The 13,746-nt window shown below is 72.3% G+C and carries 12 protein-coding genes; all 12 read right to left on the reverse strand.

The features are described from left to right. Positions 1-12: 12 nt before the first annotated feature. Positions 13-423: an MmcQ/YjbR family DNA-binding protein gene (locus BM127_RS18540; protein WP_231263259.1), complete on the reverse strand. Its 411-nt coding sequence runs from the start codon at positions 421-423 to the stop codon at positions 13-15. Then, positions 420-1,082 (reverse strand): ribulose-phosphate 3-epimerase, encoded by a 663-nt coding sequence (rpe, locus tag BM127_RS18545; RefSeq protein WP_091201036.1) that lies wholly within the window; start codon positions 1,080-1,082, stop codon positions 420-422. Before rpe ends, BM127_RS18540 begins: the two co-directional genes overlap by 4 nt. A gap of 9 nt (positions 1,083-1,091) precedes the next feature. Beyond that, on the reverse strand, positions 1,092-2,039 hold the full coding sequence (locus BM127_RS18550; RefSeq protein WP_091201038.1) for a lipid kinase: 948 nt from the start codon (positions 2,037-2,039) through the stop codon (positions 1,092-1,094). A gap of 62 nt (positions 2,040-2,101) precedes the next feature. Then, a complete protein-coding gene (ligD, locus tag BM127_RS18555) occupies positions 2,102-3,073 on the reverse strand; it encodes a non-homologous end-joining DNA ligase (RefSeq protein ID WP_091201040.1) in 972 nt (323 codons plus the stop codon). Between the two features lie 22 nt (positions 3,074-3,095). After that, complete coding sequence (locus tag BM127_RS18560) at positions 3,096-4,115, reverse strand: hypothetical protein (RefSeq protein ID WP_139227799.1); 1,020 nt, start codon at positions 4,113-4,115, stop codon at positions 3,096-3,098. A gap of 183 nt (positions 4,116-4,298) precedes the next feature. Further along, a complete protein-coding gene (locus BM127_RS18565) occupies positions 4,299-5,621 on the reverse strand; it encodes an RsmB/NOP family class I SAM-dependent RNA methyltransferase (RefSeq protein ID WP_091201044.1) in 1,323 nt (440 codons plus the stop codon). Then, positions 5,614-6,027: an MmcQ/YjbR family DNA-binding protein gene (locus tag BM127_RS18570; RefSeq protein ID WP_091201046.1), complete on the reverse strand. Its 414-nt coding sequence runs from the start codon at positions 6,025-6,027 to the stop codon at positions 5,614-5,616. The genes BM127_RS18565 and BM127_RS18570 overlap by 8 nt, the downstream gene beginning before the upstream one ends. A 10-nt stretch (positions 6,028-6,037) precedes the next feature. Then, positions 6,038-6,964: a methionyl-tRNA formyltransferase gene (gene fmt, locus BM127_RS18575; RefSeq protein ID WP_091201047.1), complete on the reverse strand. Its 927-nt coding sequence runs from the start codon at positions 6,962-6,964 to the stop codon at positions 6,038-6,040. Between the two features lie 13 nt (positions 6,965-6,977). Continuing rightward, positions 6,978-7,523, reverse strand: a complete 546-nt coding sequence (gene def / locus BM127_RS18580) for a peptide deformylase (protein ID WP_091201050.1) — start codon at positions 7,521-7,523, stop codon at positions 6,978-6,980. A 94-nt stretch (positions 7,524-7,617) separates the two neighbouring features. After that, positions 7,618-9,624, reverse strand: coding sequence for a primosomal protein N' (locus BM127_RS18585; RefSeq protein WP_157829581.1), 2,007 nt, complete (start codon positions 9,622-9,624; stop codon positions 7,618-7,620). Between the two features lie 52 nt (positions 9,625-9,676). Next, positions 9,677-12,322 carry a M4 family metallopeptidase gene (locus BM127_RS18590; RefSeq protein ID WP_091201052.1) on the reverse strand — a complete coding sequence of 882 codons (2,646 nt, stop codon included), beginning with the start codon at positions 12,320-12,322 and terminating at the stop codon, positions 9,677-9,679. 165 nt (positions 12,323-12,487) lie between these two features. Next, positions 12,488-13,690, reverse strand: coding sequence for a methionine adenosyltransferase (gene metK / locus BM127_RS18595; protein ID WP_091201054.1), 1,203 nt, complete (start codon positions 13,688-13,690; stop codon positions 12,488-12,490). Between the last annotated feature and the right edge of the window lie 56 nt (positions 13,691-13,746).

Genomic DNA, 13,746 nt, shown 5'->3' on the forward strand with positions numbered 1-13,746 from the left:
ACGGACGGGGTCCTACCGCACCTGTCGCTCCTCGAGCCACACCCGACCGCGCCGGGCTGACGCCTGGGCGAGCCACGCCTCCTCGACGATCTCGACCAGCTCGTCGCGGTCGATCTCGCCCGCACGCGAGGCGCGGACCAGGACCGAAGGATGCCCGTCGAAGTGCGGGGTGGTGAAGAAGGGCAGGCGATCGTCCTGGAGCAGCGCCAGCTTGTCACCCTCGGAGGCCACCCAGATCACGATGACGTCCTCCCACCGCTCCCCGGTGTCGGGATCGACGGCATTGGGCCGGGGGGTGCGGAAGAACACGAACGACTTGCCCCCGACCTGGTAGACGGGGTTGCTCTCGGGCCGGAACACGGTCACGTGCGGCATCGCTCGCGCGGTGGCGTGGATGTCGTCGACCGTGGCCCTCGTGTTCACGGCGAAGCGGCCTCGGCCTTCGCCTTCAGCTCACGCACCATGGCGTCCGGGTCGTCGGCGGAGAAGACCGCGGACCCGGCGACGAAGACGTCGGCACCTGCCTCGGCACACCGCTCGATGGTCTCCAGCGAGACGCCACCGTCGACCTGCAGCCACGTCTCGACGCCGTGCTTGCGCATCAGCTCGCGCGCGGTGCGGATCTTGGGCAGGCAGAGGTCCAGGAACTTCTGTCCGCCGAAACCCGGCTCGACGGTCATGATCAGGACCATGTCGAGCTCGGGCAGGAGGGCCTCGTAGGGCTCGATCGGAGTGGCCGGCTTGAGCGCCATCGACGCACGCGCACCCTGGGCGCGGATCTCCCGCGCGAGGCGTACGGGGGCCGCGGCGGCCTCGGCGTGGAAGGTCACCGAGCCGCACCCGGCCTCGGCGTAGGCCGGCGCCCACCGGTCGGCGTCCTCGATCATCAGGTGCACGTCGATCGGCTGCGAGGCGTGCCTGCTCAGCGCCTCGACCACCGGCAGGCCGAGGGTGAGGTTGGGGACGAAGTGGTTGTCCATCACGTCCACGTGCACCCAGTCGGCGCTGGGGATCCGGGCGACCTCGTCGGCGAGGCGCGACAGGTCGGCGTTGAGGATGCTCGGAGTGATCTGGATGCCCACGCCACGATCCTAGGGACTCGGGGCAGGATCCATCCGCGCGGCACGGCTGTGGACGGGTACGACGACGTGCAGGGCGTTGCGGTCGACCTCGAACGTCGCCGGGGTGGTGGCGGCCACCTCACCGTCGAGGTTGATCTCGAGGGGCTCGTCGGTGACCAGCTGCAGCCGCCGGGCGGTCACGTGGTGGACGCGCTCGTGCTCGACCAGGTGACCGGAGCGCAGCAGCCGGGCGACGGACAGGTGGTCGCGGAGCCGGCCATGCTCCGCGGCGTACACGTCGAGGAGGTGGTCGTCGATGGAGGCGTTCGGCGACACCGTCAGGCCGCCGCCGTAGTGGCGGCCGTTGCCGACGGCGACCTGCATCAGGTCGCGCAGCTCCAGGACAGTGCCGTCCTCGAGCTCGAGGCGAGCGGCGAACGGGCGGTGCCCGCGGTAGGCGGCGAGGGTCGCTGCGGGATAGGCGAAGCGGCCCAGCCGGCGCTTGAGGCCCGGCGTCAGGCGCCTCGTGACCGCGACCGACAGACCGAGGGACGCGACGTTGAGGTAGGCACGTCCGTCGACGCGGCCCAGGTCGACGTCGACGACCGTGCCGGAGAGGAGGGTGTCCACCGCGGCCGTCAGGTCACTCGGGATCTCCAGGGTGCGGGCGAAGTCGTTGGCCGTGCCCAGCGGCAGGACACCGAGGGCCGTGCCGGTGTGGGCGACGAGGCCGGCGGCGCACCCGATGGTGCCGTCTCCCCCGCCGACGACCAGCAGGTCGGGCTCCTCGTCCATCGCGGCACCCAGCGCGTCGAGCAGTCCCAGACCGCCGTGGGCCGGGTGGACGGTGACCTGCTCGGAGGTCCTCCGCAACGCGGCCTCCACGAGCGGCAGCGCCCGGGCTCCGGTGCGCGAGGCGGTGTTGACGACGACGGCGACGCGGTCGAGACGGGGCTGGGTGTGCAGGCCTTCGGACATGGCGCCACGCTAGGAGGCGCAGGTGAGAGGACGGTGAGGATGGCCTGTGCGCGGGCTGTGCGTCAGTCCTCGTCGGGCTCCGGCGGGGTGGCGGCACCCTCCGCCTCGTCCCGCGCCGCCCACTCGAGCAGCGGCGCGATGTCGAAGGGATGGCCGTCGATGTCGGCGTGCAGGTCGCCGATCTCGGCGAAACGCTCCGGCATCGTGAAGATCGTGAAGTCGTCGGGCGTGCAGTCGTCGACCTCGTCCCACCGGATCGGCGCCGACACACGAGCCTCGGGCACCCCGCGCACCGAGTAGGCGGCCGCGATCGTGTGGTCGCGCGCGTTCTGGTTGTAGTCGACGAACAGCTGCGCGGGGTCGCGGTCCTTGCGCCACCACGCCGTGGTCACCTCTCCCCCGGCCCGGCGCTCGACCTCGCGGGCGAACGCGAGCGCCCCGCGGCGTACGTCCTGGAACCCGTGGTCGGGCGGGATCCGCACGTAGATGTGCATCCCGGAGCCCCCGCTCGTCTTCGGGAAACCCACCGCCCCGAGCTCGTCGAGCACGTCATGGGCCACGTGCGCGACCCGTTGCACCGTGGCCCAGTCGCAGTCAGGCCCCGGGTCGAGGTCGATGCGCCACTCGTCGGGCTTCTCGGTGTCGGCGCGACGGCTGTTCCACGGGTGGAACTCGACCGTCGACATCTGCACCGCCCAGATGACGCTGGCGAGCTCGGTCACGCACAGCTCGTCGGCGGTGCGCTTCCAGCGCGGGAAGAACAGCTGCACGGTCTCGACCCAGTCCGGGGCACCGGCGGGGAGGCGCTTCTGGTGCACCTTGTCGCCGGCCAGGCCCTTGGGGAACCGGTGGAGCATGCACGGGCGTTCGAAGAGTGCGTTGACGACGCCGTCCCCCACCGCCAGGTAGTAGTCGACGAGGTCCAGCTTCGTCGCACCCGGCCGACCGTCGCGAGCAGGGAAGTACTCGCGATCGGGGTTGGTCACCTTGACGACGCGGTCGTCGACCTCGATCTCCACGAACGGCGACGGCATTCCTCGACCCTAGCGGCGGGTCCTACTGCGGCGCGGGAGCCTCGGACTTGTCGGACTTCTCGGACTGGTCGCTCTCCGCCGGCGCAGGCGCGGTGGCCGGCTGCTCGACCGTGACGGTCACCGGGTCGGACCAGCCCTCGTCGGCGTACTGGCTCTCGGGGCGGTGCCAGCGGAACTCGGTGGTCTCGGAGACGGGTACGTCGACGCGCGCGAGGCCGCTGCGGTCGGAGGCGACAGCAGGACCGACCTGGCTCCAGGCGCCGCCGGGCGGACGGGACTCCAGGACGAGCGGGTCGCCGGTGACCCGGCCGGTCCCGTCGGTCACCCGGCCGCTGATGGTCACGCGCTCGCCGGCCTCGGCCCGCGGGCGGTCGACGGACGCTCCGGTGGACAGGGCGACGCCCTCGAAGTCGAAGGTCGACCCCGAGGCACGCACCGCGTCGAGGTTGAAGGACTGCCCGTCGCAGCCGAAGCCCGTCACGCCGAAGCCGGCTCCGTCGCCGTGCTCGGCGGCGAACGCCGCCGTGGTGGCCGTGCCGGCGGAGCTCACGACGGTCAGTGTGGTCAGGTCGACGAGGGTCCAGTCGTAGGCGAGCGCCGCGCTGGAGACCTCGGTCCAGGCACCCGGGGACGCGGACACGGCGGCGCGGCCGCTCCAGGCGGTGCCGGGCGGGTTGGAGGGCGTGATGCTCATGACGTAGGAGACACCCTGGCTGCCGGACGTCGCGGCGACGGCGAGGGTCGAGTCGAAGCTCGCCAGGGAGTCGAAGCGGGCAAAGGGACCGGACGCGGTGCCCGGTGACGCCGGCACGAGCCCGAGGGAACGACGGCCCAGCGGGGCGTCGTAGGGGCCGAGGTTGATCCGCGACTGCGGGGCGGCGGCCGGCGCGAAGAGGTTCGCGCAGCCGACGAAGGTGAGGAACACGTCGGGGTCGCCCGTGACGGGACCCGTGAGCGTGCGTGGGCCGTCGGCCTGTGCCGGGGCGGTGCCCAGCGCGGTCAGCAGCGCCGCCGTGGCGACGACACTCAGGGTGGACCTCACGCGCATGCTGTTCTTCCCGCTTCCCCGTGGCGAGGCACACCCCTCCGGTGCGCCGCGCTCAGACCATCATGCGCGGCTACGTGCGCGTTGTGAACAGGTGACGCGGAGATGACGCTTGAATGTTGTGTCGGATTCACCTGTCTGGGTGACGGCCCGGGTGGTCGGACGAGGCAGGCGTCGGGTTCAGGCGAGCGCACGCCGACGCAGGGTCGCTGCGAACATCGCGTCGGTGCCGTCGCGGTGCGGCCACAGCTGGAAGCGGTCGACCTCCTCGGTGTCGTCACGTCGGCCCAGCACGGCCTCCACGACCCCCGTCGTCTCCGCGACGACGGGCGAGCAGGTCGCGTAGACCACCACGCCCCCCGGTCGCACCGACTCCAGCGCGACGTCGAGCAGCACCTGCTGCAGGCCCACCAGCAGGTCCACGTCGGCGGGCGTACGGCGCCAGCGCGACTCCGGCCGCCGGCGCAGCGCGCCCAGCCCGGAGCACGGGGCGTCGACGAGCACACGGTCGAACGTGCCCGGCACCCACGGCGGCCGGGTGCCGTCGCCGGCGAGGACGTACGCCGCACCCGGGGGCAGGGCACGCAACGCCGAGGCGACGAGGGTCGCCCGGTGCGGCTGGCGCTCGTTGGCGACCAGACGGGCTCCGCGCTGGGCGGCCAGGGCTGCCAGCAGGGCTGCCTTGCCGCCCGGTCCGGCGCAGAGGTCGAGCCAGAGCTGGTCCCGCCCGTCCAGGGGCGCGTCCGCCATGGCCAGGGCGACGACCTGCGAGCCCTCGTCCTGCACGCCCGCGCGGCCCTCGGTGACGGCTGGGACGTCCGAGGGATCGCCGCCGTCCAGCACGACGCCGTAGGGCGACAGGCGGGTGCGGGTGCCGCCCGACGCCTCCAGCTCGTCGACGTCGGAGAGGCCGGGCCGGGCCACCAGGGTGACGCGCGGCGCGTCGTTGTCCGCGACCAGCAGCGCCTCGAGCTCGTGACGGTCCTCGCCCAGCGCCTCGTCGAGCGCCTCCACGACCCAGCGCGGGTGTGACTGCGCGACGGCGAGGTGTCCGTGGCGGTCCGCGTCACGGTCGGGCGCGACCTGCGCCACCCACGCTGCGCGGTCCTGCCGGCTGACCTTGCGGAGGACGGCGTTGACGAGCCCGGCCGGCCCCTGACCCACGCTGGCCCGGACGAGGTCGACGCTCGTCGAGATCGCCGCGTGGTCGGGCACCCGCATCGCCAGCAGCTGGTGCACGCCGAGGCGCAGCACGTCGCGGACCGCGGCCTGCAGCTTGGGCTTGGTGAGGCACGCGTCGATGATCGGGTCGTAGAGCCCCTGCATGCGGATCACACCGGACGCGAGCTCGGTGGCGAGTGCGGCGTCGCGGCCCTCGAGCCGGTGCTTGCGGAGCACCTGCGGCAGGACCAGGTTGGTGTACGCCTCGTCGACCCGGACGGCGGTGAGCACGTCCAGCGCGGCCCGTCGGGGCCGGTCGACGGGCGTTCGTCGCTCACTCACCGAAGAGCTCCCGCACCAGCTTCTTGGGAGCCTTGGTGGCCCACGCCTCGGTGATCACCTCGGCCAGCTCGTCGCGGCTCATCTCGCCGAGCCGGGACTGCCGGACGAGGACGGCGGCGTAGCCGTTGAAGTGGTCGATGGTGAAGAAGGGCGTGGAGTCGTCCTCGACGAGGGCGAGCTTCTCCGCCTCGGTGGGAGTCATGATCACCACGAGGTCGTCGTACATCTCGCCGGTGTCGGGGTCGACCGCGCTCTTGTGGGGGGCGCGGAAGAGGACGAACCCCTTCCCCTTCTCGCCCCTCGGCACCTTCCACGTCGGGCGGTCGCCCCACGAGGTGCCCAGCTCGGTCTCCGGCAGGCCACCGCAGATCTCGTCGATGTCGTCGGGGCGCGCCTTCCTGCTCATGGCCGACAACCTAGTCGCCGAGCCGGACGCCCGACTCCAGGCGTACGCCGCGCGCCCAGTCGGCGGCCGGCATCTGCTTCTTGCCGAAGGCCTTCACCTCGCCGAGGCGCAGCGGGGTGGTGCCCGTGCCGACGAGGACCGCGTTCTTGGTGACCTCGAGCACACCCGGCCCCAGGTCGGGACCGTCGGCTCCCGTGAGCGGCCCGACCTTGATGCGCTCGCCCTCGAAGGTGCTCCACGCGCCGGGCGCTGGCGTGCAGGCGCGGACCTGGCGGTCGATCGCGGCGGCGGGGTGCGTCCAGTCGATGCGGGCGTCGTCGACGAGGATCTTGGGCGCGAACGAGACACCGTCCTCCGGCTGCTCACGGGCCTCGAGCGAGCCGTCCTCGATCCCGTCGAGGGTCTGCACCAGCAGCCCGGAGCCGCCCTCGGCGAGCCGTTCGAGGAGGTCACCGGCGGTGTCGCCGGGCCGGATCCGCTCGGTCATGATCCCGAAGACCGGTCCTGCGTCGAGCGCCTTGACGATCCGGAACGTCGTCGCGCCGGTGACCTCGTCGCCGGCCCAGAGCGAGTGCTGGACGGGGGCCGCCCCGCGCCACGAGGGCAGCACCGAGAAGTGCAGGTTGATCCAGCCGTGCGGCACCAGGTCGAGTGCCGACTGCGGCAGCATCGCGCCGTAGGCCACCACCGGGCACACGTCGGGACGCAGCTCGGCCAGCGCGGCCTGGAAGTCGGGGTCACGCGGGTGCTCGGGCTTGAGGACCGGTACGCCGAGCTCCTCGGCCCTCAGCGCGACCGGGCTGGCGAGCAGCTTGCGACCACGTCCGCTGGGAGCGTCCGGGCGGGTGACGACCCCGACGAGCTCGTGCCGGCTGGCGGCGATCGCGTCGAGGGCGGGGACGGCGACCTCGGGGGTGCCGGCGAAGACGACGCGCATCAGCAGTGCTCTCTCATCGGGCGAATCCGTTCGTGGCGTGGGGGCTGAACCGCACGGTTGGCCGCTCGAGCCCGAACCACTCGGACTCGCGGATCTCCTTCATCGCCGCCTTGCGGGCCGCAGTGTCCAGCTTGTCGATGAAGAGGATCCCGTCGAGGTGGTCGGTCTCGTGCTGGATGGCGCGCGCGAGCAGCTCGGACGCCTCGATCCGCTGCGGCTCGCCGTACATGTCGAAGCCGGTGGCGACGACCGAGAGCGCGCGGAGGCAGTCGTAGGTCAGCTCGGGAAGGGACAGGCAGCCCTCGGCACCGTCCTGGGTCTCGTCGGAGAGCTCCAGGGCGGGGTTGACCAGGTGGCCGAGCTCGCCGTGGACGTGCCAGGTGAACACCCGCAGGCCGACGCCGATCTGGGGCGCAGCGAGGCCGGCGCCCGGCGCGGCGAGCATCGTGTCGGTCAGGTCGGTGACGAGCTGCTGGATCTCGCGGTCGAAGCTGTCGACCTCGATGGCGCGCTGGCGGAGCACAGGGTCACCGAAGAGGCGGATGGGCTGGACGGCCATCTTCTCGGGGTCTCCTTCCGACGAGGACGCGACCGGGGGCTCGGTCGCGGAACGCCCAATCCTAGGGAGGTGTCCGCCTGGTCGCGCATCCGCGCTAGATGGTGAGTGGGTCCACCTGGATCCGGACCGGGTCGAGCTTGCGGGCCGACCGGACCCGCTGCAGGTCGCCGAGCGCCTGCGAGAGGTCCTCGCCCCGCGACCACGGCACGCGCAGCAGCACCCGGTGCTCGTCGTCCACCGGCACCGGTCCCAGCACCTCCGCACCTTCGGGGAGGTCCACGAGCGTGAGGACGTCGTCGAGGGCGCCGAGGTCGCCGGTCACCGTCGCGAGCCGGGCGGCCGGGGGCAGGTGCGCCTGGGACCGCTCCTCCGCCTCTCGGCGCGCGAAGCCGGTCGGGTCCCACCGCACCAGGGCTTGCAGCGCGGGGTGGGCCGGGTCGCCGACGGCCACGACGTGCCCGCCGGGACGGACGAGCGCTGCGGCGTTGAGCCAGCGACGCAGGGCCTCCTCCGCCGCGCGCAGGTCGTCGCGGGCCAGGCTCAGCCAGGTGTCGAGGATGACGACGGCGGCATAGCCCTCGTCCGCGACGGGCTCGGCACCGACCGTGGCCACGACGATGTCGGCGTGGGCGCCGACCCGATCGACGACCCGGTCGCCGCTGGAGCTGCGCACGGTCGTGCCGGCGAACATCCGGCCGAGCTCCTCCGCCGTGCGCGCCTCACCACGCACCGGGGCGCGGAGGCCCCGGCCGCCGCACGTGCTGCACGACCAGGTCGCCTCGACGTGACCGCACCAGCGGCACTGCGGTGGGACGGTCGGCCCCGAGACCACGAGCGGGCCCGTGCACACGGTGCAGCGCGCAGGTGCGCGACAGGTGTCGCAGGCCAGGGACGCGGCGTAGCCGGCTCGTGGCGTCTGCACCAGGACGGGACCGGAGCCGAGACCGCGGCGGATGGCGTCGTACGCCGCTCGCGGGATGCGGGTGCCGACCGACCGGTCCTCCGCAGGCACCGCCTCGACCCGCACCCGGCGGCGCAGGAGCTCACGGGGCACCGTGAGCTCGTGGGCCCAGCCGGAGGCGATCAGCTGCTGGGCCTCCGGGGTGCGGGCGACGCCGCCGAGCAGCGCCGCCGTCGACTGCTGGTCGGCACGGGCCAGGAGCACCTCCCGGGTGTGGGGATAGGGGGCCCGGGGCTCGGCGTGGAGGTCGTCGCCGTCGTCCCACAGGACCACCAGTCCCAGGTCGTGCACCGGGGCGAAGGCGGCCGAGCGGGTGCCGACCACGACCCGCCGGGCCCCGCGAGCGACGGCGAGGAAGTCGCGGTAGCGCGCGGCCGGCCCGCCGTCGGCGGTCAGGCAGACGTGGTGTCCCTCCCCCAGCACTGCGAGCAGTGCGGCGTCGACGCGGGCGACGTCGCGCCGGTCGGGCACGCAGACCAGCGCGCCCCGCCCGGCGGCGTAGGCCGAGGCTGCCGCTTCGGCAACCATCGCGGGCCAGTCGTCGGCGGGGCCCGCGGACCACACGGCGCGGGGGCTCCCTCCTGCCGCGAGCCGACGCAGGAAGGCGTCGCCGTGCTCGACGTCGGTCCAGGCGCCACTGGGGGGCGCTGGCGGTCCCGGCGCTGCGGGCGAGGGTTGCTTCTCAGCGGTGGCGTGGCGTGGCGGGACGGCCAGGCGCAGCACGTCGGAGCGGGCACCGGCGTACCTCCTGGCCAGGGTCGCGCTCAGCTCCGCGATCTCGGGGGCCAGCACGGGCTCCGCGCTGACGACGCGCCGCAGCGGTTGCAGGGTGCCGGTGTGGTCGGTCTCGCTCGTGCGCCCGACGACGTAGCCGTGGACGTCCTGCCCGGCGAAACGCACCTTGACCCGCGCGCCGGGGACGGCCGTCTCGGCCATCGACGCAGGCACGGCGTAGTCGAAGGGACGGTCGAGGTGGGCCAGCGCGATGTCGACCAGCACCCGGGCGACGGGCTCGGTGGCGGCGGGCTCCCACGCGGAAGCCGTACGCCGTCGGGTGGCGGCAGCCTTGGCCCTCGCGTCGTCGACAGCAGCACGAAGCCCCGGGAGCATGTCTGCTTCCGGGGCCTCGTCCTTGGTCATGGGGCCGATTGTGTCAGCGGCCACCGACGGTCCGTCGGGCGATGGGCCGTGCTCAGGACAGCCGCAGCCTCGCGGTCGCCCTGCTGGGCTCGGCGACGGACGAGCCTGTGTAGGTCGCCTTCACGACGTGCCGTCCCGCGCCGAGCTTGCGGACCTGCTTGGCGGTGAGCCGGAGCACCGCCTTGCCCCTCGAGATCGTGACCGTCTTCCTGACGACCTTCCGGTCCACCGCGAAGGCGACCTTGCCCGTGGGTGCCGCAGTCCCTGTCGCGACCCGGGCGATGACGACCGTGCCACCCTTGCGGATCTTGAGCGTGGTCGTCGACGACACCTTCGTGACCACCGGTGGGGTGGGGACCGGGGTCGGGGTGGGCGTCGGGGTGGCCGTCGGCGTCGGGGTGGGGGTCGGCGGGACGGCCGGCACGTCACAGGTGAAGACCTCGATGTCGTCGAGGAACCAACCGATGAGGGCGTCAGACTCGTCTCCACGGCTGGTGAAGGACGGCCTGATGATTTGTCCGGCGAAGGATGACAGGTCGAGCTCGCTCCTGGTCCAGCCGAAGCTGTCACCTGCAAAGGCCTTGCGTCCAGCCCACTGGTTGGGGAACGACGCGCTGTAGGCCGACAGCGTCTGCTCGGGACCGTTGGTCCACGACATGGACGCGGTGTCGACCGGGCCACTGCCGGCGTCGACCTCGACAGTCCCTCCATCGATGTACGGCCCGGAGGTCCGGCCTGCGTACCACTCGAACAACCGCCACTGTTGGAAGCCCAGGTAGGACTTCTGGCCAGCCGGCAGGGCGATGCCCGTAGCGGTGGTCAAGGACGCGGCCGCGGGGTCGGCCGAGTTCCCCGGGTCGGGGTTGTATCCGAACCAGGAGTCCAGCCCGGAGGTGGCGTTGCTGCCCCACTCGGAGTTGACGCCATAGCCCCACATGCCTGCCTCGGACGGCGTGAGCTTGGTGGCCGGCGCACCGGTCTCGCTGTTGAACAGCTCGCGCATCGTCGTCCCGGCGGGACACGACTTCACTGCATCGGGCGGCTGCGGGGCGTTGGTCGGCGTGGTCCTCAGCTCGGTGGCGAGCACCGCCTTGGCGATGTTGGCGCAGTCGGCAGCGGTGAACCCGCCGGTGCCGCTCGCGACGAAGTCGGCACAGCTCTGCTCGAGGACCGCAGCCAGGTTGGCGTAGTCGCTGCCCGACGTCAGCCTGGTGATGGCATCGAAGTAGAGCCTGCCGGTCTTGGTCAGACCCGTGTCCGCGCCGTCGATCCCGACGATCGTCTGGCCGTTGAACGCACCGCCCTGGGATACCAGGTAGGCCATCTTGTTGCCCACACCGCTGTTGAAGTGCACGCCGCCGCCGTCACCGTACGTGGAAGTGTCCGCCTCCCACAGCGGGCTGGTCATCCGGTCCGGGTCGCCCTTGGCGGTGGGGTCCTTCATGTCGCGGATGGCGCCGATCGGCAGGTCCTCGGAGAGCTTCCACTGCGAGTCGTCATCGCCACCGGTGCGGTGGTCGACGACCTCACCCATGATGTCGGCCATCGACTCGTTGATCGCGCCGCTCTGGCCCCAGTAGAAGAGCTCGGAGTACTGGTCGATGATCCCGTGGGTCATCTCGTGGCCCACCACGTCGTCGGCGACGGCGAAGGTGTCGCCGTAGAACATCTGGGTGCCGTTCCAGAACGCGTTGGCGTAGGGGCAGCCGCCCTGCTGGGTGGTGGCGTGGCAGAAGCGCACGGTCGAGGCGAGCTTCTTCTGACCACCGACGTTGATGCCCAGGGCCTCGGTCAGGTCGATGCCGGCGATCTCCTGGTAGGCGGTCGACACCGAGCCGGCGTGCGTGAAGGCCGCGTTGACGTCCGTCACGGCGCTGGCCGCGCCGGTCTCGGTACGGGCGAAGCCCGACGTGCAGGCGGTGGCGCTGCCGCGCACGTTGGCGCGGTCGCACACGACGCGGTCGAGGTGCTCGATCTGGTCGAGGTTGACCAGCACCCGGCCCGACGTGTCGTCGACGAGCACGAGACGACGTACGGCAGCGCCGTCGGCCGCCTCGAAGCGCCAGACGCCCTGGGCAGGGCCGACAGCCGACCCACCGAAGACCGCAGGGTCCCAGACCGCTCGTCCCTGCGCCGTCACCTCGAGCCCGGTGGCACCGGAGGCCCGCTCCGCCGCTCGCTGCGCGGTGGTCAGGGCAGACGCCTCGGTGACGGTCGCTGCTGGAAGACTGCGGGTGGAGGAGAGGGTGGACAGCATCGAGCCGAGGTCACGGTCGGCCCGGAGGCTCACCACCACCTGTCCCCCGATGACCGGCGCGGAGTCGATCTCCTGCTGGAAACGGACGACGTCCTGTCCGGACACCGACCTGACACTGTCGACCTGCTCCAGCTCGGACGCCTGCGTCAGGCCCAGCGCCGCGCCGTACCGAGCGAGGTGACTGCGGGCTGCGTCGCGCACCGAGGTGCTCGCGGACACCCCCGGGTTGTCGATGCTCCGGCGCGCGCCGGAGCCGACGAAGTCGACCGTACCGGCCGCGTCGCGCTCGATCCTGAGCCCGGTGCCGGCGTCCGCCGCGAGCCGGGACATCCCCGGGTTCGTCGGACCCGGTGCGGCCTGGGCGCCGGCCCAGGCCACCTGCCCGCCCACGACCACGACGGCAGCCGCGAGGCCCGCGGTCACCTTCCTGTGCAGCGTCATTGCGTCTCCCAAGGTCCGTCCGGGCGCGACGTCCCGGGCCACGCAGAGGCAGCCTAGGGACGGCAGGACCCTCGGGCACCCGAGTCGACGAGATGTGGTCCACGGACGCGAGAAGACCCCCGCCGGAGCGGGGGTCTTCGCGGTGACTGGTCTAGCGCAGGTGCCTCAGACGCCGGCAGCTGCCTTCAGCTTGTCGGCGCGGTCGGTCGTCTCCCAGGTGAAGTCGGGGAGCTCGCGACCGAAGTGGCCGTAGGCCGAGGTCTGGGCATAGATCGGGCGGAGCAGGTCGAGGTCGCGGATGATCGCGGCCGGACGCAGGTCGAAGACCTGGAGCACGGCCTCCTGGATCTTCTCGTCCGGGACGACCCCGGTGCCGAAGGTCTCGATGAACACCCCGACCGGCGCCGCCTTGCCGATCGCGTAGGCGACCTGGGCCTCGCAGCGACGGGCCAGGCCCGCGGCGACGACGGTCTTGGCCACCCAGCGCATGGCGTAGGCCGCGGAGCGGTCCACCTTCGACGGGTCCTTGCCGGAGAAGGCGCCGCCGCCGTGGCGCGCCATCCCGCCGTAGGTGTCGACGATGATCTTGCGGCCGGTCAGGCCGGCGTCGCCCATCGGACCGCCGATGACGAAGGTGCCGGTCGGGTTGACCAGCATCCGGTAGCCCTCGGACGGCAGGTCGAAGTCGGCCAGCACCGGGTCGATGACGTGCTGCTTGATGTCGGCCTCGAGCTGGGCGTGCTCGATGTCGGGGCCGTGCTGGGTGGACAGGACGACGGTGTCGATCCGCACCGGGCGGTCGTCCTCGTCGTACTCGATGGTGACCTGGGTCTTGCCGTCGGGACGCAGGTAGGCGAGCGTGCCGTCCTTGCGGACCTGCGTGAGGCGCTGGGCCAGGCGCTGGGCGATCGTGATCGGCAGCGGCATCAGCTCGGGGGTGTCGTCGCAGGCGTAGCCGAACATCAGGCCCTGGTCGCCGGCGCCGCGCAGGTCGAGCTCGTCCTCGGAGGAGCCGACTCGCGACTCGTGGCCCGCGTCCACACCGGCCGCGATGTCGCTCGACTGGGCGCCGATGGCGACCTGCACGCCGCAGGTGGTGCCGTCGAAGCCCTTGTCCGAGGAGTCGTAGCCGATCTCGAGGATGGCCTTGCGGACGATGTCGGCGACCGGGGCGTACGCCGTCGTGCGGACCTCTCCGGCCACCACGACCAGACCCGTGGTGAGCAGCGTCTCCACGGCCACGCGCAGGTTCGCGGTGTCGGGGTCGGCCCCCATCAGGTAGTCGAGGACCGAGTCGCTGATGCGGTCGGCGATCTTGTCCGGGTGACCCTCGGTCACGGACTCGGAGGTGAAGAGGCGTCCAGCCACGTTGTACTCAATTCTTCCAAACATTGACGGGGGAACGGTTGACTCAAACGTACCTG

The organism is Nocardioides alpinus (assembly GCF_900112035.1).
Lineage (GTDB): Bacteria > Actinomycetota > Actinomycetes > Propionibacteriales > Nocardioidaceae > Nocardioides > Nocardioides alpinus.